Source organism: Mongoliitalea sp. (assembly GCF_054166905.1).
Genome location: NZ_JBSZCK010000011.1, coordinates 79,480 through 105,913, shown reverse-complemented (window position 1 = coordinate 105,913; position 26,434 = coordinate 79,480). Strand labels below are relative to the sequence as shown.

At 38.6% G+C, this 26,434-nt stretch carries 18 protein-coding genes; 12 read left to right on the top strand and 6 right to left on the bottom strand.

Features of this window, described 5'->3' with window-relative positions; all coding sequences use genetic code 11:
- Positions 1-121: 121 nt before the first annotated feature.
- Positions 122-1,240: an alanine dehydrogenase gene (ald, locus tag ACXIUD_RS02705; RefSeq protein ID WP_458051073.1), complete on the bottom strand. Its 1,119-nt coding sequence runs from the start codon at positions 1,238-1,240 to the stop codon at positions 122-124.
- A 440-nt stretch (positions 1,241-1,680) separates the two neighbouring features.
- On the opposite strand from ald, the gene ACXIUD_RS02700 reads away from it, so the two are divergent.
- On the top strand, positions 1,681-4,095 hold the full coding sequence (locus ACXIUD_RS02700; RefSeq protein WP_458051072.1) for an alpha-ketoacid dehydrogenase subunit alpha/beta: 2,415 nt from the start codon (positions 1,681-1,683) through the stop codon (positions 4,093-4,095).
- 71 nt (positions 4,096-4,166) lie between these two features.
- On the opposite strand, the gene glgX is transcribed toward ACXIUD_RS02700, so the two are convergent.
- Positions 4,167-6,269 carry a glycogen debranching protein GlgX gene (gene glgX / locus ACXIUD_RS02695; RefSeq protein ID WP_458051071.1) on the bottom strand — a complete coding sequence of 701 codons (2,103 nt, stop codon included), beginning with the start codon at positions 6,267-6,269 and terminating at the stop codon, positions 4,167-4,169.
- Positions 6,270-6,438: 169 nt separating this feature from the next.
- Here glgX and ACXIUD_RS02690 point away from each other — a divergent pair, with 169 nt between their 5' ends.
- From ACXIUD_RS02690 to ACXIUD_RS02665, 6 genes are all read left to right on the top strand, one after another.
- Positions 6,439-6,906 (top strand): hypothetical protein, encoded by a 468-nt coding sequence (locus tag ACXIUD_RS02690; protein ID WP_458051070.1) that lies wholly within the window; start codon positions 6,439-6,441, stop codon positions 6,904-6,906.
- Between the two features lie 124 nt (positions 6,907-7,030).
- Positions 7,031-8,422, top strand: coding sequence for an arginine decarboxylase (locus ACXIUD_RS02685; protein WP_458051069.1), 1,392 nt, complete (start codon positions 7,031-7,033; stop codon positions 8,420-8,422).
- 87 nt (positions 8,423-8,509) lie between these two features.
- On the top strand, positions 8,510-8,818 hold the full coding sequence (locus ACXIUD_RS02680) for a hypothetical protein (protein ID WP_458051068.1): 309 nt from the start codon (positions 8,510-8,512) through the stop codon (positions 8,816-8,818).
- Between the two features lie 149 nt (positions 8,819-8,967).
- Positions 8,968-10,935 (top strand): hypothetical protein, encoded by a 1,968-nt coding sequence (locus ACXIUD_RS02675; protein WP_458051067.1) that lies wholly within the window; start codon positions 8,968-8,970, stop codon positions 10,933-10,935.
- 12 nt (positions 10,936-10,947) lie between these two features.
- Positions 10,948-11,769 carry a DUF2490 domain-containing protein gene (locus ACXIUD_RS02670; RefSeq protein ID WP_458051066.1) on the top strand — a complete coding sequence of 274 codons (822 nt, stop codon included), beginning with the start codon at positions 10,948-10,950 and terminating at the stop codon, positions 11,767-11,769.
- A 9-nt stretch (positions 11,770-11,778) separates the two neighbouring features.
- The gene (locus ACXIUD_RS02665) at positions 11,779-12,246 is read left to right on the top strand and encodes a hypothetical protein (protein ID WP_458051065.1); all 468 of its coding nucleotides are present in this window, start codon (positions 11,779-11,781) and stop codon (positions 12,244-12,246) included.
- Here the strand turns inward: ACXIUD_RS02665 and ACXIUD_RS02660 are convergent.
- Positions 12,236-13,339: an alanine racemase gene (locus tag ACXIUD_RS02660; RefSeq protein WP_458051064.1), complete on the bottom strand. Its 1,104-nt coding sequence runs from the start codon at positions 13,337-13,339 to the stop codon at positions 12,236-12,238. The two genes, ACXIUD_RS02665 and ACXIUD_RS02660, sit on opposite strands and share 11 nt — an antisense overlap.
- Before the next feature lie 300 nt (positions 13,340-13,639).
- Here ACXIUD_RS02660 and ACXIUD_RS02655 point away from each other — a divergent pair, with 300 nt between their 5' ends.
- From ACXIUD_RS02655 to ACXIUD_RS02645, 3 genes are all read left to right on the top strand, one after another.
- Positions 13,640-14,986, top strand: a complete 1,347-nt coding sequence (locus ACXIUD_RS02655; protein ID WP_458051063.1) for an alanine/glycine:cation symporter family protein — start codon at positions 13,640-13,642, stop codon at positions 14,984-14,986.
- 4 nt (positions 14,987-14,990) lie between these two features.
- Positions 14,991-16,088, top strand: coding sequence for a glycerate kinase family protein (locus ACXIUD_RS02650; protein WP_458051062.1), 1,098 nt, complete (start codon positions 14,991-14,993; stop codon positions 16,086-16,088).
- A 107-nt stretch (positions 16,089-16,195) separates the two neighbouring features.
- Entirely contained in the window at positions 16,196-18,031 is a 1,836-nt protein-coding gene (locus ACXIUD_RS02645; RefSeq protein WP_458051061.1) for a tetratricopeptide repeat-containing sensor histidine kinase, read from the top strand.
- Between the two features lie 30 nt (positions 18,032-18,061).
- Here ACXIUD_RS02645 and ACXIUD_RS02640 read toward each other — a convergent pair whose 3' ends face one another.
- Both ACXIUD_RS02640 and ACXIUD_RS02635 read right to left on the bottom strand, forming a co-directional pair.
- Positions 18,062-19,888, bottom strand: a complete 1,827-nt coding sequence (locus ACXIUD_RS02640) for an acyl-CoA dehydrogenase (RefSeq protein WP_458051060.1) — start codon at positions 19,886-19,888, stop codon at positions 18,062-18,064.
- Complete coding sequence (locus ACXIUD_RS02635; protein ID WP_458051059.1) at positions 19,842-20,372, bottom strand: DinB family protein; 531 nt, start codon at positions 20,370-20,372, stop codon at positions 19,842-19,844. The genes ACXIUD_RS02640 and ACXIUD_RS02635 overlap by 47 nt, the downstream gene beginning before the upstream one ends.
- Before the next feature lie 163 nt (positions 20,373-20,535).
- On the opposite strand from ACXIUD_RS02635, the gene ACXIUD_RS02630 reads away from it, so the two are divergent.
- Complete coding sequence (locus ACXIUD_RS02630) at positions 20,536-22,287, top strand: ABC transporter ATP-binding protein (protein ID WP_458051058.1); 1,752 nt, start codon at positions 20,536-20,538, stop codon at positions 22,285-22,287.
- A 355-nt stretch (positions 22,288-22,642) separates the two neighbouring features.
- On the opposite strand, the gene ACXIUD_RS02625 is transcribed toward ACXIUD_RS02630, so the two are convergent.
- A complete protein-coding gene (locus tag ACXIUD_RS02625; RefSeq protein ID WP_458051057.1) occupies positions 22,643-23,620 on the bottom strand; it encodes a M23 family metallopeptidase in 978 nt (325 codons plus the stop codon).
- 121 nt (positions 23,621-23,741) lie between these two features.
- On the opposite strand from ACXIUD_RS02625, the gene alaS reads away from it, so the two are divergent.
- The gene (alaS, locus tag ACXIUD_RS02620) at positions 23,742-26,378 is read left to right on the top strand and encodes an alanine--tRNA ligase (RefSeq protein WP_458051056.1); all 2,637 of its coding nucleotides are present in this window, start codon (positions 23,742-23,744) and stop codon (positions 26,376-26,378) included.
- The last annotated feature ends 56 nt before the right edge of the window (positions 26,379-26,434 follow it).

Below are 26,434 nucleotides of genomic sequence, written 5' to 3'. Positions count from 1 at the left end.
TAAACCACACTAGAAACAGTGTTCCATCAGGAGCACTGTTTTTTTTATTACTTGATATACCTAAAATAAAAAAACTCGGCCTTTGTAGGACCGAGTTTCTATTTTTATAAATGAGGATGTTTTAATCAGCTAAATATTTTTCAACTGGAACATAGCTCATGTCGAATGCATCTGCAACTGCTTTGTAGACAATCTCACCATTGATCACGTTCAGACCTGGAACTAACTCAGGATTTTCTTGAGCAGCTTTTTTCCAGCCCTTATCCGCGAGTTGGATGGCATAAGGTAATGTTGCATTGGTCAATGCTAGGGTAGAAGTATAAGGAACAGCACCTGGCATATTTGCCACGCAGTAGTGAACCACATCATCAATAATGTACGTTGGATTTTCGTGCGTAGTTGGAGTACATGTTTCGATACAACCTCCTTGGTCTACTGCTACATCAACCAAAACTGTACCAGGCTTCATGTCTTTCAACATGTCACGGGTGATCAAGTGTGGAGCTTTCGCACCAGGTATCAATACCGCACCTACAATCAAATCTGCGTCTTTGATCATTGCACGGATATTGTATTCGTTAGACATCATAGTCTTTACATTGGCAGGCATTACATCAGCTAAATACCTCATTCTAGCTAAGGATACGTCCATAATGGTTACATCTGCACCCAAACCAGCGGCCATCCAAGCAGCTTGTGTACCTACTACACCTCCTCCTAAAATTACCACTTTAGCAGGCAACACACCCGGCACGCCACCTAATAAAATACCTCTACCTTTCAATGGTTTTTCTAGGTAGTTAGCACCTTTCTGAACAGACATTCTTCCAGCTACCTCAGACATTGGTACCAAAAGTGGTAAGCTTCTGTCTGCTTTTTCTACGGTTTCATATGCTAAGCAAACTGCTTTGCTTTCAACCATCGCTTTGGTCAAAGGCTCATAGGAAGCAAAATGGAAATAGGTAAACAACAATTGATCTTCTTTGATCAATTTGTATTCAGGTTCGATTGGCTCCTTTACCTTGATGATCATCTCTGCAATAGCATATACATCTTCAATGGTAGGTAATACCACTGCACCAGCTTGCACATACTCCTCGTCAGAAAAACCACTGCCTAATCCAGCTGTATGTTGTACATAGACTTGATGACCTCTCTTCACAAGTTCTTTTGCACCTGCAGGGGTCAAAGCCACTCTGTTTTCGTTGTTTTTAATCTCCTTTGGAACGCCTATTATCATCTTACTAACATTTGGGTTTAAATAATAATGCTGCAAAGATAATATGGGAATACAATAGAAAATTCAAAACCTATCAGATATTTTGATTGAGGTATGAAATTCGTTTAAAAAAGAAATTTAATTTTTTTTAAAAACCTTTTTCGCCATAAAATTTCAAAAACACGCTTAAAATAATTTAAAATTTGGAGATTTTTTAAAAACTTGGCCATATTTTATTGTATGGTAAATCAAGGTATTGTCAATATTATAAAATTGGTGATTCTAATTTTAACCTTATAAAATTTTGATATTGGTAAAATTACCTATTTTTGGCGAAATAAATTACCGATTTTGAGGAAAAAGAAATGGATTCAACTGTTTGTAAACCTAACAAATTTATCTATTTTTGACATACTTGCGTATGGCATGAAAACCCAAAATAATTTAGAGATTCGTTAATCATGACTTCAGTGGCTTCAATTTCAACAAACAAAAAGTCAAAAGTTTTGGACAAAGAACTTTTGTTAAAGGAGTATAGACTTGCCAATGAAAGCCGTCAGGCTTCATTGATGGGGAGGAAAGAAGTATTTATGGGGAAAGCCAAGTTTGGCATTTTTGGAGACGGTAAAGAGCTCGCCCAATTAGCTATGGCCAGGCATTTTCAGAATGGTGACTTCCGCGCTGGTTACTATAGAGATCAGACTTTTATGTTTGCTATTGGTCAGTTGACCATTCGGGAGTATTTTGCACAGTTGTATGCACACACCTCTGTGGAAGCAGAGCCTGCCTCCGCTGGTCGCTTGATGAACGGCCACTTTGCAACACGTTTGTTGGATGACAAAGGTCAGTGGAAAAACCTGATGGAGATGAAAAACTCATCTTCTGATATTTCTCCTACTGCCGGTCAAATGCCGAAATTATTAGGTTTGGCAATGGCTTCTAAGCTATATAGAAAAAATGAAGCGCTTCATGGCATGACTCAATTTTCCAATAAAGGAAACGAAGTTGCTTGGGGAACTATTGGCAACGCCTCTACCTCTGAGGGGATGTTTTTTGAGGCAATCAATGCCGCAGGGGTAATGCAAGTTCCGATGGTAGTGTCAGTTTGGGATGATGGTTATGGAATCTCTGTACCAAACGAATACCATACTACCAAAGGAAGTATTTCAGAAATTCTTAAGGGGCTTCAGCGAAATGATGATCAAAAAGGCTTTGAGATTTTCGTAGTCAAAGGTTGGGATTATGAAGCCTTGGACAAAGCATTTGAAAATGCTTCCAGAATTGCCAGAGAAGAACATGTACCTGTTTTGATTCACGTCATTGAAGTGACTCAGCCACAAGGCCACTCTACTTCTGGTTCTCATGAGCGCTATAAATCCAAAGAGCGCTTAGACTGGGAAAAAAATCATGATTGCATCTTGAAGTTCAGAGAATATTTGGAAGATAACCAAGTAGCTTCTCCTGAAGAATTAGATAAAATTGAAGCGGAAGCAAAGGCTATCGCGAAAAAAGAAAAAGATGCAGCATGGGCGGCATTTAGCTCTGAAATTAAAAATGAATTGCAAGAGGCAGTACAGCTAATCAAAGAAGCTGCTGCAAATTCATTCGAAAAAGCTGCTTTATTACAAGTGGCAGAAGACTTACAAAAGACCTTGAATCCTATCCGAAAGGATGTGGTATCTACTGTTAGAAGAGCTTTGTGGATGCTAAGAAAGGATCAGGAATCTGTGAAGGCTGAGTTGAGAAATTGGTTTAACCAATTGTCAGTAATCAATGAAGATCGTTACAATTCTCACTTATATTCTCAGTCAGCAGAACAGTTTGCAAATATTACCCCAGTCCCTGTTCATTACGAGGAGGGAGCTCCTTTGGTGGATGGAAGGGAGGTATTGCAGGCCTGCTTTGATAAGATTTTGGAAAGAGATCCTCGATTCTTAGCTTTTGGTGAGGATGTGGGAAAAATCGGGGATGTGAATCAGGCGTTTTCAGGCTTACAGGCCAAGTATAGTGATTTGCGCGTATTTGATACTTCCATCCGAGAGGTGACGATTATCGGTCAGGGAATCGGAGCTGCCTTGAGAGGCTTGCGTCCGATGGCTGAAATTCAATATTTGGATTATATCCACTATGCTTTGATGACGCTTTCTGATGATTTGGCTTCCTTGACTTACCGTACCAAAGGTGGTCAGAAGGCTCCATTGATTGTACGTACGAGAGGACACCGTTTAGAAGGTGTGTGGCATGCGGGTTCCCCAATTGGAATGTTGTTGCATTCCTTGAGAGGGATGTTGCTTTGTGTACCAAGAGATATGACTCAGGCAGCTGGTATGTATAATACCTTGATGGAAGCTGACGAGCCTGCCTTAGTTATTGAATGTTTAAATGGATACCGTCTAAAAGAGCGCATGCCTTCAAACATTGGTGAGTTTAAAGTAGCACTTGGCGAGCCTGAAATCTTGAGATCCGGTACTGATTTAACAGTGGTGACTTATGGTTCTATGTGTAGAATTGTGTTGGATGCTGCCGAAGAATTGAGTGCGATGGGTATTGAGTTGGAGGTAATTGATGTACAAACCTTGTTGCCATTCGATGTGCATCATACTATTGTGGATTCCATTAAAAAGACTAATAGAGTCCTATTCGCAGATGAAGATGTACCGGGAGGTGCTTCTGCATACATGATGCAAAAGGTAGTAGAAGAGCAAAAAGCATATTTCCATTTGGATTCAGAGCCAGCTACCATAGCAGCAAAAGCACATAGGCCTGCGTACTCTTCGGATGGAGATTACTTCTCCAAGCCATCAGTGGATGATGTGGTAGAAAAAGTATATGCAATGTTCAACGAAGTAGATCCTAACCGATTCCCTTCGATTTGATCGGAAATTTAGAGCTGTAAGTTTGTAATTGATGTAACAGCCCAAAGCATCGGCAAAAGATGTTTTGGGCTTTATTTTTTGATGTTCCCTATGGCAATCACAATGCTGTGCGCTTTCACTGTGTAGCGATCTCCTTTAATCCAAGGGGAATCCTTCCATTGTTGGATATCATCAGGGCTTTCCTTGGCAGTGTCTATCCATCGTTTCCATTGTATGGCTTGTCCGTTGATTAGTTGAGGTAACTCAAAGCTTAAATCCTCAATATAGGCATTGACCATGTAATGCATAGAAACCAGCCCACTCATGGAAGAGAAGGTTGCAGCGATCGCATGAGAATTCTTTCTCCAATCAGGCTTTCCAAGATCTACTCCATGCCATTCAATTAATGGTTTTTGAAGAAATTCCAGTAAGCTTAAATTAAAGCCCCGCTGGGAAGTTTCTCGAAGTAACCTTTTCTGAATCAAAATTTTCACAAAACGGAACATTTCCTGGTTTTGCTCTACTAAATCCCAATCAAACCATGAGATTTCGTTGTCCTGACAATAGGCGTTATTATTCCCTTGTTGTGTACGGCAAACTTCATCTCCCATTAAAATCATCGGTGCACCTAACGAAAGAATATTGATTACATGCAGATTTTTGATTTGTCTTTTCCGAAGTTTATTGATGTACTTGTTGGTCGTGGGGCCTTCAACTCCAAAATTGTAACTGTAATTTTCATTATTGCCATCTCTATTCCCTTCGTTATTGGCTAAGTTATGCTTATGATTATAGGAAACTACATCCATCAATGTAAAACCATCATGGCAGGAAACAAAATTGATACTTTGTTCCGCTTCTCTATTTTTTGCTGCATAAATATCAGGGCTTCCGATAACTCGAGTTACAAAATCACTGATTTTACCCTGATCTCCTCTTAGGAATGCTCGTACATCATCACGGAATTTACCGTTCCATTCTTTCCAGCTGTCTCCCACAAATGAGCCCACCTGATACAAACCTGCTGCATCCCATGCTTCTGCAATTAATTTGGTGCCTGCCAAAATTGGATCTGATTCAATGTCCCACAAAATTGGTGGATTTTCAATGGGATTTCCGTTTTCATCCCGCGAAAGTATAGAGGCTAGGTCAAATCGAAATCCATCTACATGCATGTCCCGTACCCAAAAATGTAAAGCTGATATTATCATTCTTCTCACGATGGATTGATTGGCATTCAAGGTATTGCCAGTACCTGAATAGTTTTTATACTTGGATTTATCCTTCTCCAATATATAGTAGATGCTATTGTCAATTCCTTTGAAGGAATAAGTTGGACCATCTTCCTTATTTTCTCCTGTATGATTAAATACCACATCTAAAATGACTTCTATGCCTTCATTATGTAAAGCCTTTACCATATCTCTAAATTCATCCAAAACCTTTAAGCTATTGGGTTCGGTAGAGAAGTCTTGATGAGGTGCAAAAAAAGATATTGGACTATAGCCCCAGTAATTTATCATGCCAGGCGGTGCATCCTGTTTGTCAAATTGGAAAATCGGTAATAACTCCACGGCGGTGACTCCCAGTTCTTTCAAATAGGGGATTTTTTCAATCAAGCCAGCAAATGTTCCGCGCTTTTCTGGGGAAACACCTGAATTGGGATTTTTTGTAAATCCCCCAACATGCATTTCATAAATGACTGTTCTGGAAAATGGTGTACGTGGATGTGTATCACCCTCCCAATCATAGTTGGTGATGTCTACCACTACGTTTTTCATGCTGTGCAGTCCACCTTTTCCTAGCTTTGTATGCTCTTTTCTATCGTATTTCTCTGGAATAACCACTGCTTTTGCATAGGGATCTAAGATTACCTTGCTCGAATCAAATAAATGTCCCTTATGTGGTTCGTATGGACCATGAATTCTAAAGGCATAAATCAACCCTTCATAAGCTCCCTCCAGAAAAATATGCCAGTAGTGATAAGTTTTATTGTATTTGGGATTGAGCGTGAAAACTTCCGCAGGATAGACCTCATTGATATGATTAAAAATTAGAAGCTCAACTAAGGTGGCGTTTTTGGAGAAAATGCAAAAATTGACACCGTCTTCTGTGAGTGTAGGACCTATGGGAAAACTTTGGCCTTGAAGTGCTACAAATCTGGACTTTTCAGATTGGATATTTCGTATAAACATGAAAAACCTTAGTGAATAATTTATAATCTAAACTTTCACTAAGGTAAGGAATGAGATCAAACAAATTTATTAATTTGATGTTTTTATAAAACCTATAAAAATAATAGGGTAATTAGGATTTTAAAATTTTTCCCTGTACTTTTGAAGTGTTGATTAAATCAGTTTATCGATGGCACAAGCAGTAGAAAATCAGTATATCGCAAGCGAATCACTTCAGGTAAGTGTTCGCTCAACTTCAAAAAATGACGAATACCTCACGCTTACGGATTGGTTTGCCAGTGCGGAATGGATACGATTGGAAGATTACGCCACCTACAATTTTCCGAATTTTCCAGAGAAAAAAGAAGTGTTCAATGCATTTTACTGTTCCATCGAACATGTGCCTGTAAAAAATCTGTTCAAAACTTTATTGACTTTAGGTGGGCTTCCTGGAATGTTGATAGAATATCAAAAAGAACAAAACCAGTTTGTTTTCCGTCTATATAAGAGTCAAGAGGCAACTTTACTAGCCAAACTCCAATGGATGGAGCGTTACATTGCCAAGGAGCTTCGGTTTAAGCAGATATTAACTAAGCTGATTACCAACGAAAAAAGATATCAAGCAGAGGAGCGATTGCTCCGCACAGAACTATTTTGATTAATTGGTGTTTAAGTTTGTATAAAAGGGGAATAATCTGCGGATTTTCCCCTTTTTTCATTTGAATTACCGAATTAATAAACAAATTTTGTAGCTGATTTAACTCATTCTATCCCATTTCATAATGAATCAATACATCGATCTGATCCAACAGACATTTGATTTCCCTACAAAGGAGTTTCATGTTGAAAACAATGAATTACATTTCAACGGAGTGAATTTGATGGAGATCATCAACACATACGGAACCCCTTTGAAACTTACCTATCTTCCAAAAATTTCTGAAAATATTCAGAATGCGAAGACCTACTTTGGAAATGCGATAGAAAAACATGACTACAAAGGTAAATATACCTATTGCTACTGTACGAAGTCTTCTCATTTCAGCTTTGTCTTGGATGAGGCATTGAAAAATGATATTCACATCGAGACTTCGAGTACGTTTGATATTCATTTGGTTCGTTCCTTATATGCTCAAGGAAAGATTAATAAACAAACTTATATTGTCTGTAATGGATTTAAGCGCGAGTTGTATCGTCAATACATCACAGAGCTTTTGAATGATGGTTTTGTGAACTGTATTCCGGTATTGGACAACTTGACTGAGATTGATTACTATTTAGAGCATGTCAACGTTCCGTTCCAGGTAGGTATTAGAATTGCTTCTGATGAAGAACCGAAGTTTGGTTTTTATACTTCCAGACTAGGTGTGCGATACAATGATATCATCAGCCTATATGAAGAAAAAATCAAGAATAATCCTCAGGTTAGCTTGAAGATGCTGCACTTTTTCATCAACTCCGGTATTAAAGATACAGCCTATTATTGGTCTGAATTGACTCGTTTTATTCAGAAATATGTGGATTTAAAGAAAATTGCACCTTCCTTGGACACGATGGATATCGGTGGAGGTTGGCCAATCAAGTACAATGTATTCTTTGATTACGACTATCAGTACATGGCTGAGCAGATTGTCAAGAATATCAAGTGGATGTGTGCTAAAAACCACACGGATGAGCCACATATCTTTACTGAATTTGGGTCCTACACTGTTGGCGAGAGTGGAGCTGCGATTTACTCAGTATTGGATGAAAAACTCCAAAATGACAAAGAGCTTTGGTACATGATTGATGGCTCATTTATCACTCAGCTACCGGACAGCTGGGGCTTAAATCAAAAGTATATCATGTTGGCCGTCAATAATTGGGATGGAGAGTATCACAATATCAGTTTGGGTGGCTTAACATGTGATAGTATGGATTACTACAATTCAGAAGCCCATCAATTCAATATTTATTTGCCAAAGATTCAGGAGGGGCAAAAGCAATACATAGGTTTTTTTCATACAGGAGCCTACCAAGAGTCCCTGGGTGGCTATGGAGGTATTCAGCATTGCTTGATTCCTGCTCCAAAACATGTCATCATTGATCGCAATCCAGATGGTAGCATCAAGCATTGGTTATTTGCTCCAGAGCAAAGCCCAGAATCTATGATGAAAGTCTTGGGTTATAAGTAAATTATCAGAAAGCGGAATTTTATTCCGCTTTTTTTAAACTTTTTTTACTTTTTTTGGGTATAGTTAGCATACTCAAGCCAAACTTGTATGCTACAACTACTCATATTTATTCTCATTACCTCTTTCACTCATCCTGGAGATGTTAAGCTAGTATACTTAGATGACAAGCCTGAAGACGTTTCCCTCATGACTTATGTGGAAATGAAGGGTTTAGATCAATTAGAAGCTTGTGAATCAATAATGCTCCGGTTAGAAAAGGTATTGAAGAAATTAGCCAAGGAACAGTCAAAGGAAGTTGTTACAATTTATGTGGTTGAACAAATAAGGCCGCAAATTCAGACAGAAAGCCAGTTTGGAAGAATAGGTAAGGTGAGTATCTTGTATAATCTTGATTAATGAAATATAATTCAAAAAAATATTTTTTTCATCATATTCAAAGTTTTATGATCTGTTAAAAAATGATAATTTGTTCTTGATTTGAACTGTTTTGGTCCTATAATTGTAAATAATTTATGAATTGAAATTGTGTTTTTCAAATAATCTTTATGAAGCTAATCCCCAATATACACGTCTTATCATTCATACTCTTTTTATCATTATTTTGGCATTCACATGCACAACAAGAATATAAGGGTGAGTATAAGTTCAACGGAATTAATGGTACTGCTACTTTTCAATTTAACCCTGGTTCAGAGGGTGCAGTAATCAAACAAGGCCCTTTCCAATTTATTAGGAAGGAAAGAGACCCTGATGATAAAACGCGCTATTACAAAACAGAAGTAGAAGGTATCTACGAGCGGGATGCAAAGTCAGGATTATGGGATTATTTGGATGAAGATCATCAAATTGAACCTCAAGATGTTATTGATTTTCAGCTCATATATGACCTTTTCAGTACTCAAATCAAAATAAAAGCAAATTATTCCCAAGGTGTCCCCGACGGTAAGTGGATTTTTGAAGAAAATGAATTTAAAGGAGGTGAGTTAAAAAAGAAAGCCCAAGCGGATGAATTTTTGTTTAGTAATGGAGACTTAAAAGGAAGGTTTCAATTCAAATCATTTGTTGGACGAAATACACATTTTATAAGAGGAGAGTTAAGAGATGGGGGTATTATGCATGGTGAATGGACTTTTACTTATGATCAGGATGGAGTTTTGATAAGTGAAGTTAGAAATTATGAAAATGGGTTTTTAATTGGATTAGTGCAGCGTAATTTGGTTACCAATGAAGTTTTGGAGGAGGTAGTATTTTTTGAAACCATTAATAAACTCAAGCAAATAAATGCTGGAGACAATAAAGGATTTAGAATAGCAGATAAAAGTTTTGGAATCTTTTTTAACGACGGGTTTTTGTCGACAAATATAGCTTTTAAAGCTCAAAAACACGGAAATGCTTTTATGGAAGATTTTCTGGTTAAGATTCTGAGGTACGATGAAAAATACGTTAATGCGGAAAAGAAACTAATTGAATATCCTATACATACTCGGAAGTTTGTATTTGAACTTAGCAGGTCTCAGCAAAAAATTATAGAGGATTTACCAGGTAAGTTTGATCAATTGAAGCGCTCAACGGAATCTTATAAAGATAGAAATGCCTTAAGATTAAATAGACAGCGTTCTGATAGTCTTTCATTCGCGTATAGTTTCTTTGATTTTCAGTTTAACAAATTGAGAGAATTTGATGAGCTGATCAATTTATTCAGAACAAAAGATATTCAGTTTTATGATGTAGTGAATATGGCAGAAGAAGGACTTTCATTCCTTTCTGAAGAGGATACTGTTTTTTATACTTTCAATGAAGAAAACAAAAACAAGGTTTTGACCTACAAAACGAATGGTTTCAAAGATGACTTTTATAATGCATTGGACAATTATATTTCAGAAATGGGTAATCATGTCAATGAATATAAAAGATATGTGGATAGTCAATTGTCATTGATAGAACAAGATGCAGATTTGAAGGATATTGAAAACAGGATCAAATCCTCCAAAGAAAGTCTTGTGGAAAGGTTTAGTGATTTGGAGGAGAAAGATGAAGTTACAATAAGTCTTTTGGAGGCGATCAAACGAAATATACTTGGTGCCAATTTCGACAGGATTAACGAAAGATACGCCAAGGCCAACAAATTTTCAGAGAAAAAAGCTGAAGCAGATGTCATGTTGGACTTGATTGGAGAAATGGAAGAACAGTTTGATGCGGTTTCTCGATTGACGAAGAATTGGGAAAAGCTAGATGAAATGTATATGGAAAATGTGTTCAATCCTTATGTATATACAAGATATGATCAGCGTGCCAAACAGCGATTATTCGAAAGTGCTGAGCGTTTGTATAAATACTATTTACAGTCTATAAGAGATGAGCAGGACTATACGCAAATAAAAGTTTGGTCTAGAAAAGTACAGGATCTCATTTTAAGAATGGCAGACTTAAGAAATGAGGATACTAGAACTATCGAAAGAAAACTTAACCGAAGAACATCACCAAGTAAAATAGAGTCAGCATTGGAGCTGTAATCCATCAATACCATGTTACAAAAAAACAATCTTCTGCTGTCAGCTATTTTATTATTGTGCGTTGGATTCTTTCAAAAATCCCAAGCGCAAGATGTAGTAGTACCAACAGAGCGTACAAATGTCCAAACAACTACTGAAAACTGGAATGGACTATACCTTAAACTTCGAATGACAGAAAAATGGTGGTGGTACCAGGAAAATCATTATCGGAGGAGAAATAGTATGGATAATCCATGGGATTTTGTAGGAAGAATGAGCCAGTTTTATAATCGCTTTGGTTTTACCTATCTCTTTACAGATAATTTCGAAGTCACATTTGGACCAACCATTGTTTGGCAGTTTTCTCCAGACAGGGGTAATCCGGAATTTGTAGATTCAGTTTTGGATACTCGATTTTGGCATCAATGGTTGTTTACGCAAAGTGTGGGTCCAGTAAAAGTATTGCATCAGTTCCGTTTTGAACATCGATTCCAAAGGGGAAATGAAGTTGGATCTGAATACGAGTTTAAAAATCGATGGCGATACAAAATCACAGGATATATTCCTTTGAATAAGCCTAAAATGGAAAACAGGACTTTCTTTATAGCGCCATCCAATGAATTTTTCTTCCAATCCAATCGTCAAACTTGGAATATTTTCGAAGAAAACCGAGTGTATACAGCGATTGGCTATACGCTTAATAATTACATGTTTTTCGGAGGTCATATGTGGACTTATGGGCCAACCAACATACCCGGAACTTATAGAAATAGACATATTATTCGTTTGAACGTGATGTACACCATAGACTTTAGAGGTGGAAGAAAACCAATCACTAGAGATTTTGCCTTCTAAGAGATGATCATGAAAAAAATCTTAACAGTATTAGTATTGCTATTGGTTTTTACCACGGCCGAAGCTCAATATAAAGGTCAATGGAGGGCTATACATGCTTACGAAATTCCGGGAGATACCCCATTTTTGGGTATGAACTTTACTGCAGAATACTTTCCAAGCAATTACTTCTCCATAGTACCAGGATTTACCTTTTTTACTCCTGCTACAGGGAACGCCCGTGGTTTTGATATCAATGCACGTTACTATCTAACAGAAAAGGAACGCGAATGGTATGTAACCGCTGGCTATGGATTTTACAGAAGGGTATTCGAGTTTAATCCTCAAGGTAGATTTGATTTTAATTCCCTTAATTTAGGTGCTGGGGGAATGATTAAATTTTCAGATGAGATCGGTATTAACCCCGAAGTGCGTTTTCAGGCTTTTGGTAGAAATGCTCTTGTGTTCAAACTAGGTGTTGTTTACTTTATAAATTAATGCCCTCCGCATGGTCTATAAGAGTACCATTGATGGTACGATAAGATTTCATACAATCGGCAGTCATACAGCTATGGATGGGAAGGATACCCAATAAATCACCTACACTGACTCGCTCCAGTAGCTCAGTTGAAGCTTTGATGATGCCATGTTCTTGTGAAACACTCTTCACATAAGATCGATGCTGAGGTATTTCCCACGCAGCACCTTCTTGGAGGTAGACAACTTCTCCAAAGTTTTTACTACCATCCGGCTCATACAAAACATCCTTGGACAAATGTACTCCCCCTCCATGTACCAGGATTTCCCCTTTGTCTGCTCGGATGTCTACCACAGGTACAGCCAAAGCAACAGCAATATCCTCCAAGCCGCAACTTCCGATACCTACTTGCGTAACATCATAAAACATGAAATTACCTGGTCCGAGCTGATCGATATCACCAAAATCATCCATTAAGGAACAGCCGGGTGTATCCCCAATTCTGGTTTTTAGTTCTGGATATTGTGCGATAAATTGATTTTTTAAAAGTGATAGTGCACGCTTACTTTCTTCATAGATTCCGGCTATATCTTTGGTGTAGTAGCTATGTCCAGGATGTATATAAAAGCCCTTGAATGTCAATAATGGATTTTTTTTGGCTACCGATAATATCTCTTCAATTTTGTCAAGGTCCTGATAAGGTACTCCGGTTCTACCGTATCCCGCATCGATTTCTATAAAAAAACCTGCTTCAGACTCCAAATTTCCAGCTACTATTTCCGTAACAACTGGATTAACCAGTTGAATGGAAAGCGCTTGCTGTTTAGCCAAATGATTGAATTGCTGTATTTCCCTTGGATTGAATGGAAATGCAATGTGAATGTTTTCCCAACCTTGTCCGGTAAAGTACTTAGCCATTTTTAGGGAAGAAACAGTAATTTCTCGAATGCCATATTCCTTAGCCCATTCTCCGACTATATGAGATTGTGCTGTTTTCATGTGTGGAATCAACTGCATCCCATGCTTACTTGCCTTAGCAGTCATGCGCTTAATGTTGTTTCTACATATAGCTTCATCGATCAGAAGCGTAGGAGAGGAGATAGTATCGAGCATAAGGGTCATGTTTGAGAATTCCAAAGTAAAGATATTTTAACGGAACATAAAAAACACATCTTACTATCCACTGTAACAAGTACCAAGTACCAAGTACAATGTACCAAGTACCAAGTACGGAAATGGAGTATAAAAAAATGAGCATCTTATGTAAACCAATTTCATCCTTCATCCTTCATCCTTCATCCTTTCAATCATTCCTCATTCTTCATTCTTCATTCTTCATCCACTTTTCCTTCCATACTTTTTTGCATTTTGAGAAATTGCCCTTAATATGCTGTTTCATTTGAAAAATGATTTATGGGACAATTCATTATTGACTTTAGTAATTGGATTTGGGATACACCTATGCTGCTTCTCTTGATGGGAGGTGGATTGATTTTGTTTGTCTATTCGGGATTTTTGCCATTCCGATACTTTGGCCATGCTTTGAAAGTGGTCAGTGGGAAGTACGATGATAAAAATGCTCCCGGTCAGATTTCTTCCCGTCAGGCCTTGTCCGCCGCAATTGCAGCAACAGTTGGTTTAGGAAATATTTCAGGTGTGGCGATTGCAATCAATATGGGTGGTCCAGGTGCGATTTTTTGGATGTGGATGTCTGCTTTTGTTGGAATGGCCACAAAATATTTCACTTGTTCACTAGCCATCATGTATAGAGGAACCGACACATCCGGTCAAATACAAGGTGGGCCCATGTATGTCATTGAAGAAGGGATGGGTAAAAAATGGAAACCATTGGCTATTTTATTTTCTGTTGCAGGGGCTCTAGGCTTATTGGCAATTTTTCAAGCGAATCAATTGACAGCTGTATTCCGCTCTGTTATGCTTGAACCTTACAACTTGGATTATGGACAGTCTACCAAATGGGTCATTGGGATTTCCATGATGATCATTGTTGGTATTGTGATCTTGGGCGGTATCAAGAGGATTGCTTTGGTGGCTTCCCGCCTAGTTCCGTTTATGGTAATATTGTATTTCATCACAGTTATTATTATTGTATTTAAAAACTTGGGTGCTGTGCCTTCCATGTTATGGTTGATTTTAGAGGATGCCTTTACCGGAAATGCCGTGATGGGTGGTGCAGTAGGTGCAGTAATCATTTTAGGAGCGCGTAGAGCTGCTTTTTCCAATGAAGCTGGTATAGGGACAGCACCTATGGTTCATGGAGCATCCAAAAATAGCGAACCTGTACGGGAAGGTTTGATCGCAATGTTGGGGCCTTTTATCGATACAGTGGTGGTTTGTACCTTGACTGCTCTAGTAATTTTACTCACAGGAGTTTGGGAAACTACAGAAAATGATGGGGTTAGGTTAACTTTGGCTGCATTCGAAGCTGGTATTCCTGTAGTTGGGAAGTATTTGCTAATGGTAGCTGTATTGGTTTTTGCGCTATCTACTATGTTTACGTATTCCTATTATGGACATAAATGCATCAATTACTTGTTTGGTGCTGATAAGGCCAACTACTACAATTATTTCTACCTAGTAACGATCGTCGCAGGAGCTGTGGTATCCTTGGAAGTGGTGGTGAGTTTTATAGACGGTATGTATGCGGTAATGGCTATTCCGACCATGATTTCGACCATTTACCTTGCTCCGAAAGTTAAGGCAGCTACGAAAGATTATTTCCAAAGGCTGAAAGGATAGTCAGATGACAAGAGCCCAAGCAAGAACAATTTTGATAGCTCCCAATGCTTTCAAAGGATCTATAGAAGCAGATGAGGCTGCTGAAATTCTTGTTAAGGCTTGGTCTGAAAAATATCCGCAAGATACGGTTGTTTCTTGTCCTATTGCAGATGGGGGGGATGGAACCTGCTGGCTTTTAGGAAAAGCATTGCAATTGAAGCAAATTCAATGTTGGACGGTTGACCCTATTGGCAGAACAATTCAGGGATTTTATTTTTGGGATGAGATAAATCAAGCGGCTTATTTGGATGTTTCAACCGTCTCTGGAATCAAGCATCTTTCTCAAGAAGAATTAAATCCTTGGATCGCAAGCTCCTTTGGTACTGGGGATTTAATAAAACATGCTATAAATCAAGGAGTAAAAACGATTTATCTTGGATTAGGAGGTAGCGCTAGCGTAGATATAGGTTTAGGGATTTTAGGAGGACTGGGCTTTCAGTTCTTGGATGAAAAGGGGAGGATCTTGGCCTTTTTTACCGATACTTTTTTTGAGAAAATAGCCTTTATTCAATCTCCAATCCCATTTCCAAACATTCGACTGGAGTTAATCTGTGATGTTGACAATTCCTTTTTTGGTTCACAGGGGGCTATACCTGTTTTTGGACCACAGAAAGGACTTTTGGATACAGAGATTGAACGATTTGAAAACTGTAGTAAGCGGATTATTTCTTTATTTGAACAAAAGTCAAAAAAGAACTTGACAGATCAACCTAGTTTCGGGGCAGCGGGAGGCATTGGCTTTGGATTGTCTTTCTTTTTCGATGTAAGAATACATAAAGGAGCTCAATATTTCTTTCAATTGGTAAAGTTGGAGGAGGAAGTGGCTCAAGCAGACCTTATTATCACAGGTGAAGGCCGCTATGATTCCCAATCAGCGGGAGGGAAAGGAAGTTACGAACTCTTACAGTTAGCGAAAAAGTATCAGAAACCTTGTTGGTTGATTACTTCAGGTGATGAGGGTTTACAAGATGGTTTTGATAATATCATTAAACTACCTTCTTTAGATTTTTCAAATAGTGCCTACCGATCGGTTGCAAAAAAAAATCTTCGTGCTATCATTTGATAATATGCCGTTTATTGACAAAACTTGTCTTTATATTTTTATTTTACATCTTGTTGGATTACATTTTGATAAATTACATTCCCAAAATGACTTAAAAAAAGAGATCAGTGAGGTTTTTCAAAGCGGTGTTATTGATAAGCGTATTGTGTTGTAGCGATGCCGTTTTTGCTCAGTCAACAAGTGAAATTGTTATTCAAAATAGAATTGATTCTTTAAATAACCATGCAAGGGATAATTTTAGAATTGATTTTAACGCAAGCACCATAGCTGCACAAGAAGCGTTAGAATTGTCTTTTCAAAATAACTACGGCAAAGGATTGGCCTATGCTTATCGAAACTTAGCCATTCTTAGCTATTTTAGTGATAACTTATCCTATTCCTTGGATTACATCTTTAAATCTTTGGGTATTTTTGAAGAATTAAATGATTTGAGAGGAATTGCAGATTGTCATATTAGTTTGGGTACTTTTTTCTATCGCCTCGGTGAAAATGAATCTTCGCTAAAATATCATACCCTTGCTTATGAATATTTCAAGGCTTTTGGTCCAGAAGATCGCTTAGCAATCGCAGCTTATAATCTTGCAGAAAGTCATTTCTTAAATGATTATTTGGAAGAGGCAGAGGAATACATGCATGAAAGTATTTCAGTGAATGAAACTGTTAAAAACATCCCTTTATTAGCTTCCTCTTACATGTATTTGGGAAAAATTAGAAATAAACAAGAAGCCTATTATCAATCCATTGACTTTTTGACCATGGCTTTGGATATCAACGGGCAGCTTGAAGAATCTAAGTCCAATAAAGAGGTGATAATAGAATCACACTATTTGTTAGGTTTAAATTATATGTTTTTGAATCAATCTCAGGATGCTAAGATTCAATTTGAAAAATCTTTGGAGTTTGCAGAAAAATATAATCTTAATATTACTATTGGAGAAGCACTTTTTGCTTTGGGTGAGTTAGCGTTGAAATCAAAAGATATTGATGAGTCAATTAGGATACCCAATAGATTTCGATCATTTTATATCACATCCAATCAAGTTAAAAATCAGAATGCGCAAAATTTGATACAAGACATACTAGAATTGCGAAATGTTGAAAGGGAAGCTCTTCAATTGAAAGCAGAAAATCAAGCAAAAGAAGATAGGATTCTTTGGTTGACCATTGGTTCTGTTTTGATGATCTTAATCGGTTTATTGCTATTTGCTTTGGTATTTTTTTACTTCCGACTTTTTAAAAAATCAAAGGAACTTCAGCAACTAAAGTCTCGATTTATTGCGATGGCAGTACATGAGTTTAAAAATCCTATTGGTGTAATCTCAACTGCTTCAGACTTATTGAAAATTTATCAAGAACAGTTGGAAAACCCTACCATCAAACAAAAAATCGATAATCAGATCAAAAAAATAGACCGGCAAGAAAAACGGTTGAATGGCTTGGTTGATGACTTGATGATTTTTGAATCCTTATTTATGAATACTTATGTTGTAAATAACCGAGAGTTTGAATTGGTTTCTTTCATCAAAGAAATTATAGAGGATTGTCAGGATTTTGATCCAGATAAACGATTAGCCACACTAGATTCAAATCCAACTTCTATTTTAGTAAACGAGGATCAGGTTCTTATTCATCATCTATTTACAAATATTTTAGGAAATGCCTATAAGTACTCTGTAGGTAAACCTGCACCCGTTTGTTCTGTTACTCAAACTGCATCTTCTATTGTTGTGACTGTTCAGGATTTTGGAATCGGGATCCCCGAGACTGAACAAAAATCCATTTTCAAGGAGTTTTATAGGGCAAGTAATGTAAGGGATAATAAAGGCAGTGGGATTGGATTAGCCATAGTAAATGCCATAGTTCATAAACTTAAAGGTAATATCAAGCTCTCTTCTGAGTTGGATAAAGGTACCATAATCACTGTTAGCCTGCCTATAGAATAATCCATGTAAGGGATTATGTGCAAATTTGGATTAAAACCATTCTGTCTGCATATCGATTGTGGTTAGTCTTTCGGATAGTAATCGCTTTTCTAGCGCCTCCATCTTGACCAATTCATACTCAAAAAAGTATTCCATAGTCATGAGTTTGCCAAGGTAAAATTCTGAATCCTCTGAGCTTATATTCAGTTTCTTTGAGGCATCCATCCCTTGCTCCAACCATCTCCAGGCAATCACCAAAATCCCTAAAAACTCCAAATACAAAGTAGCGTCGGAAAGATAGACTTCTGGATTTTTCCCTGCTTTTTGTAGGAGGTGTCCTGTCACTTGCTGTGCTTTTTGAAGGTATTTTTCCAAAGTAATTCCGAAAAACTCTGTTTTTTGAACTGTTTTTGCGTTTGAAATGGATTGAAGCATTTCAACAATCAGTAATTGAATGGCTTTACCTTCGTACATCACTATTTTTCTTCCCAACAAATCCATACCATGAATACCGGTTGTTCCCTCATGAATTGGGTGAATTCTTGCTTCTCGATAATATTGCTCCACAGGAAAATCTGTTGTATATCCTGCTCCACCCAATACCTGTACAGCGGCGGAGGTACTTAAGCAACCCATTTCGGATGGATAACTTTTTGCAATCGGTGTCAACAAATCCAACAGGAGTGCCGCATTGGCTTTGATCTCCCCAGAACCAGCATGTGCCAAATCGCCTAGCTTGCTACAATACAGCAGGAGTGATAAAGAGCCTTCAGTGATTGCTTTTTGGAAGAGTAGCATCCGTTTCACATCGGGATGTTCAATGATAGAAATTTGAGGTTGAGATGGATCTTTTTCTCCTACTTTTCGACCCTGAGGGCGCTCTTTGGCATAGGCCAATGAACTGTAATAAGCAGCTGTGGCAATCGCTGCGGCATTCATCCCTACACCAACCCGGGCTTCATTCATCATTTGAAACATGTAGGAGAGTCCCTTATGTGGCTCCCCAACCAAGTAACCTTCACATAAATCCTCTGAGCCCATCATCAAATGGGCAATCGGTGCGCCCTTATACCCCATTTTATGGTAAACACCTTCCGTACGCACATCATTAGGAAGTCCTGTATCTACATTGATTTTGGGAACTACGAAAAGGGAAATACCCTTCACTCCCGCAGGGGCGCCTTCGATGCGGGCAAGCATCAAATGAATAATATTCTCACAGGCGTCATGGTCTCCACAGGAAATATATATCTTCTGTCCTTTGATTTTGAAAACTCCCTCTTGCTCAGTGGGATAAGCGGTTGTACTTAAATCTGATAAAGAACTCCCTGCATCTGGTTCTGTCAGTGCCATAGTTCCCTGCCATATCCCATTATACATGTTGGGAGTAAACTTGTCGATCAATTCCTGTGAACCAAATGTACGGATCAAGTTAGCTGCACCTGTAGTTAAAAAGGGATATACTGAACTGGAATAATTAGCCGCTTGAAAGATAAAGCCTGCTGCCATGTGCAAGGTATTGGGTAGTTGTTGTCCCCCTTCTTCAAAAGAAAAAGTAGCATTGATCCAGCCATTGTCTCCGAAAGTCTGGATTATTTTTCTCATTCCTGGATGTACTTTGATGCCGTCGGCCGTCAGTTTAGGTTCCTGCCTATCCATTTCCGTGAGTAAGGGTCTTAATTGATACACCGCAATCTTGTCCGCTGCATCTAATACCAACTCAAAGGTTTCTTCACTATGCTCTTGGAAGTAAGGTAATTTGCATAGCTCGGTTACATTAATATGCTCAAATAGTTGAAACTTTAAATCTTTGGAGGAGTAAAACATAGGTTTATTGGGTAAGGATTTTTTTGGCTTGTTCCAAATGTCTACGCTCATGAGCTACAATGATATCCAGCGCTTGGGGCAACGTATACACAATCAATCGATTGGCGGGAGAATAGATAACAGCTTCTTTTTCAATAAATAGTTGAAGGGATTTAATCTGATCTTTTAATTGGGTTTGATGGGCAATAAAGGCGTTTACAATGGATGCTTGGGGATCAAATATTTTAGGTTCCCATAGTGGAAAGGTTTTGATTTTTTTCTTCCCACCATCCGTTACCGATTTGTAAATCATGCTTCCGAACAAAGTAGTAAAAAACTTAAATTTCCCAACAAATGGTCTTTTAATGCTGCCATCTTTGAGCTTCTTAAAAATGGGAAAGTAACTGGAGTTCAATGTAATGAGATGTTGGAGATTTTCTGCAATACTCCAAGACTCAGGATTCGGTCTTTCATGAAGCTTTTCTTGGGGGATTTCCCCAAATAGGCTTTCTACTTCCTCAGAAATAGCATTGATCTCTTGAATCCATTGTTTCATACAAATAAAATATTCACCAGTGAAATTCAAAGATAGGAATCAAATAAACAATACCCGAATAGACAATTGATAGATTCCTACGAATTGTGAAATAGTTGAAAAAGATTTTGATCTTCAAAAGAAACTAATAGAAGCTATTATGGTGTTTTGATTTTTGTAAACTATGAAAAAGTCCCAAACTACCGAAAACAGGGTTACAATGGCCCATGTTTTCAAAACCATCATTTGGCCAAGAAAAAATCAATTGTTTTTAGGCCTTTTTTTAATCATTATTTCCCGATTGGCAGGCTTGGTTTTACCAGGTGCCAGCAAGATTCTTATAGATGATGTCATTCCTTCCAATGACTTAAACATGCTTCAATGGCTAGTGATAGTGGTGGTAGCAGCGATAACCATTCAATCGGTCACTTCCTATGCACTGACTCAGATTTTATCTGTGGAAGCCCAGCATTTGATTGCCAAACTACGTTCCAAAGTCCAGCGTCATATCATTCAATTACCGATTCGCTTTTTTGACAATACCAAGACAGGTGAATTAGTCTCCCGCATCATGACTGATGTAGAAGGTGTGCGAAATTTGGTAGGAACAGGTTTTGCACAAATGATTGGAGGAATTCTGACAGCTGTTATCTCATTAGCCTTACTGATTTATATCAGTCCATTGATGACACTCTATGTGTTGGTGCCGGTAATTATTTTCGGATTCGTATCTTTAAAAGCCTTTAGTAAAATCAGGCCTATTTTCCGAGAGCGGGGCAAAATCAATGCAGAAGTAACAGGTCGCTTGACAGAAACAATGGGTGGTATCCGAGTGATTAAAGGCTTCAATGCCGAACAACAGGAGATCAAGACCTTTGAAGAAGGAGTTGAGCGTTTGTTTTTAAATGTAAAGGCAAGCTTGACGGCCACGAGTTTTGTGACCTCTGCGGCTACATTTTTATTAGGCCTGGCCTCTGCCGGAATCATGGGGATTGGTGGATATATGATCATGGATGGACAAATGACCTTTGGGGATTTTCTTGCCTTCACCTTGTATTTGGGATTTATGATTGCACCGATTGTTCAGATGAGCAATATTGGAAGCCAGTTTACAGAGGCATTTGCAGGCTTGGATAGAACGGAGGAGATTATGAATATGCCTTTGGAACATACCAGTGGCAATCGTACTAAATCTTTGGATGCCATCAGAGGCGATATCCGGTTTGACCAAGTTTCGTATGCTTACGAAGAGGGAAAAGAGGTAGTAAAAGGTGTGAGTTTCCATGCACCAGCAGGTTCGGTTACAGCATTGGTTGGAACATCTGGTTCAGGTAAAACGACCATCGCAGGATTGGCCGCTTCCTTTCTAAATCCCGATTCGGGTCATATTTGGGTGGATGGTGTGGACATTCAAGAAATTAAGCTAGAAAGTTATCGATCACAGTTGGGGGTGGTTTTGCAGGATGACTTTTTATTTGAAGGAACCATCCGTGAAAACATCCTATTTCCAAGACCTAATGCTTCTGAAGATGCTTTAATTCAAGCAGTAAAAGCTGCACATGTTCAGGAGTTTACCGATAGGTTTGAATTAGGACTTGAAACAGTGATAGGGGAGCGAGGGGTGAAGTTATCCGGTGGTCAGCGGCAACGGATCGCCATCGCAAGGGCCATTTTAGCAGATCCAAAAATTTTGGTATTGGATGAAGCTACTTCCAATCTGGATACCGAAAGTGAATCCTTGATACAGGAGTCCTTAAAGGAATTAATGAAAGGCAGAACCACCTTTGTGATTGCCCACAGATTAAGTACGATACGGCAAGCAGATCAGATTTTGGTCATCGAACAAGGTACCATCGTAGAATCCGGCAAACATGAGGAGTTGATAGCGAAGCAGGGAAGGTATTATCAATTGTACACTTATCAGGCTAGGATATAGGGGATATTGATTGATATTAGATATTACGATATTGGGGTTGGAGAGATTTTGGGGGTAGAGAAATGAAATAAGGTTGAAATAAATTGAAATAATTTTCGGGATATTGGTTGATATTTATGGGTTTCCATAGTTCTTTATTCGGTATTTGACATTCGTCATTCAACATTTCATCAAATGAAGGACAATGGGCGTTAGCCCTGTGTTCTTCGTAGAAAAAAAGCACAAATGAAACAAGAGGGGCGCTAGATCTGAGTTCCTTTCCGCCCTTCTTATTAGTAGTCATAGCATTGTCTTGATTCTTGTCTCTTAAATTCTCGCCATGGTCCCTGAGCCTGTCGAAGGGCTCGCTTCTCCATCAACTCAACGATTGATTTTCCTTATTCGCCAATTCCAAAATCTTATCATATTCCTCAGGCGTAAGGTCTTTGAAGAAGTAGTTGACAGGATTCACATAGCGGCCATCTTTGATAACTTCATAGTGTATATGTGGGGCAGTAGATGTTCCAGTATTACCTACTGTTCCAATTTGATCACCTCGTTTGACCTTTTGTCCTTTACGAACTGAAAAGTCATTCATATGACCATATCGTGTCACAAAACCAAACCCATGGTCGATTTCAATATATTTCCCGTAGCCCCCAAACTCTGTTTTTACTTCCTTAACCACTCCATCTCCTGTGGCGTAAATAGGAGTTCCGATGGGGGCAGTAAAATCAACACCTGTATGCATTTTTCTAACTTTCAGAATTGGGTGTAATCGCATGCCAAAACCAGAAGCCAATTTGCCTAATTCTTCGTTTAGTATAGGTTGAATCGCAGGAATAGAGGCCCAGTATTCTTCTTTTTTTAATGCTAATTCAGTGACTTCCTCAAAGCTGTAAGATTGAACATAGAGCTTGCGTTTGAGTAAATCTATTCGTTCCATCAAATTGATCAGCAATTTTTCTTGGTCTAGCCCTTTATTTTTAATGTCCCTGTAGCGGTCAGTTCCACCAATACCCGCATTTCTCACTTCTGTGGGGATAGGTTCAGATTCAAAAATTACCCGATATAAATTATCATCTCGCTCCTGAAGATCTGCCAACATTTCATTCATGTTTCTCAAATCATCCTCCATCAATTGGAAATATCGCTTCAGTTCTTGATTCTCTCTTTTTAGCAGGAGTTCTTTTGGGCTGTCAAAATAATAGGTAAATACTAGTAGGATAAATGCAGATAAAAGTGATGCAAGAGCCAGAAATCCCAGCGAGTTTAGGAAAATATCCCATTTACTCCGCGTATAGCGTTCATATTTGCAGGTTTTTGGGTCGTAGTAATATTTTATTCTACTCATTACAATTTGCGGGGTAAATATTCTAATTTTGTAGCCCTTAAGGCTTTTGGGGGTGATTCATCGACAAGGGCCGTAAATATACAAAGTAAATCTTATAATCCGAACATAGTCAAAAGCTTACATGGAAGCCAAAAAAATTAGAAGCACCTTCATTGAATTTTTTCAATCAAAACAGCATCAGTTTGTTCCTTCTTCGCCGATAGTTGTCAAGAATGATCCCACCCTGATGTTTACCAATGCAGGAATGAATCAGTTCAAAGATTATTTCCTAGGTAATGATACACCCAAATCCACTAGAGTGGCCAACAGCCAAAAGTGTTTGCGTGTGTCAGGTAAACACAATGACTTGGAGGAAGTGGGTGTTGATACCTACCATCATACCATGTTTGAGATGTTGGGCAACTGGTCGTTTGGAGATTACTTTAAGAAAGATGCTATCGAATGGGCTTGGGAATTGTTGACAGAGGTTTACAAGTTACCAAAAGATAGATTATTTGTGTCCGTATTTGGAGGAGATGCCGGTGATCAATTAGAGAAGGATATCGAAGCCTTTGATCTTTGGAAAGCGATCGTTCCAGAGAATAGAATCATCTTCGGAAGCAAAAAAGACAATTTCTGGGAGATGGGCGATACGGGGCCTTGTGGGCCTTGTTCGGAGATCCATATCGACCTACGTACAGATGAGGAGCGCTCCCTTGTAGATGGATATGCTTTGGTCAACAATGACCATCCACAGGTGATTGAAATCTGGAACTTAGTATTTATGCAATTCAATAGACTTTCTGATGGAAGTTTGAAAGAATTGCCTGCCAAGCATGTGGATACAGGGATGGGTTTTGAGCGTCTCGTGAGAGCCATTCAAGGAAAATCTTCCAATTATGATACCGATGTTTTTGTTCCTTTTCTCGATTATTTAGAAGAAAAGTCAGGCAAATCTTATGGCCTCGATGAAAAAATAGACATTGCCATGCGTGTGATAGTGGATCATATTCGGGCAATATCCTTCACCATTGCCGATGGACAACTCCCCTCCAATAATAAAGCTGGATACGTAATCAGAAGAATTTTAAGAAGGGCTGTCCGTTATGGCTATACTTTTTTAGGTTTCCAAACCCCATTTTTACATGAGCTTTTACCTTTGTTGTCTGCTAATTTTGGTGATATTTTTCCTGAGGTTGCCCAACAACAGGAATTTATCGCTCGGGTGATCAAAGAAGAAGAGGCTTCATTCTTACGTACCTTGGATAATGGACTAAAAATGTTGGATCAGATCAAGGCAGATTTGCAGGCGAAGGGTGATGCAGTTATTCCTGGAAAAACAGCTTTTGAATTATACGATACATATGGGTTTCCGTTGGATTTGACTTCCTTGATTGCCCGTGAAAACGGGCTGTCTGTAGATCAAGCTGGATTCACTCAAGAGATGGAAATCCAGAAAACCCGCTCAAGAGCAGCAGCAGAACAGGAAACAGGCGATTGGGTGCTTGTTGGTGAAGAAGAAGGAGTGGAGTTTGTTGGTTATGATTATACAGAGGCTAGTTCTTCTATTGTAAAGTATAGAAAGATTACTGATAAAAAAGGTGATCGATACCAAGTTGTCTTGGACAAAACACCTTTCTATGCAGAAAGCGGAGGTCAGGTTGGAGATCAAGGGACTTTGACCGACGGTCAAGAAGTAATTAAGGTATTGGATACCAAAAAGGAAAATGACTTAATTGTTCATTTCGTGGATAAAATCCCATCCAATCCATCCGCTACATTTGTCGCCAAAGTGGATGTGCAAAGAAGAGGATTGATTATGAATAACCACTCGGCTACACACTTGCTTCATGCAGCATTGAAGCAGGTATTGGGCGATCACGTACAACAAAAAGGTTCTTTGGTCAATGACGAAATCCTGAGATTTGACTTTTCACACTTTGCAAAACTGACTGATGAAGAGTTGGAGCAGGTAGAGCAGATTGTTAATGAGAAAATCCGTGCAAACATTGTTTTGAACGAGCAAAGAAATGTGCCGATTGAGGAAGCAAGGAATCAGGGTGCTACTGCATTGTTTGGTGAAAAATATGGAGACTTTGTGCGTGTAATCACTTTTGATCCAAATTTCTCTGTAGAGCTTTGTGGAGGAATTCATGTGAAAAGTACTGGATTGATTGGTTTGTGTAAAATTGTATCAGAAGGATCAATTTCAGCTGGTGTGCGAAGAATAGAAGCAATAACCTCTCAAGCTGCGGAAACCTATTATCGCGAGCATGTTGCCATGGTAAAGGAATTACAGGACCTAATGAAAAATCCTCGGGATTTGAAAAAATCCATTGAGGCTTTATTAGCTGAGCGCAATGAGCTAAAAAAGGAGCTGGAACAATTACACGCCGAAAAAGCCAGTAATGTAAAAGCAGAACTTTTAGCCAATGTATTGAAAGCAGGAGATATTCATGTGGTTTTTGGGCAGGTAAAGTTACCTAATGCAGACGCCTTGAAGAAACTGACATTTGAGCTCAAAAATGAGCTTGAACAGCCATTTATCGTACTAGCTGCGGATATCGAAGGAAAACCTCAGGTGGCTGTAGCCGTACATGAAGCATTGATAGAAAGTAAAGGCCTGAATGCGGGAGCAATAGTAAGAGAATTAGCGAAAGAAATCCAAGGTGGAGGTGGAGGACAACCTTTCTTTGCCACAGCAGGTGGGAAAGACATTAGCGGTCTTCCAAAGGTATTGGAAAAGGCGAAAGGCTATTTTGCCAATCTTTCAGCTTAATAATTTGGTTTTACTTAATTTTGGACTCATTTTTGAGTTCTATGTATAAAATTTGC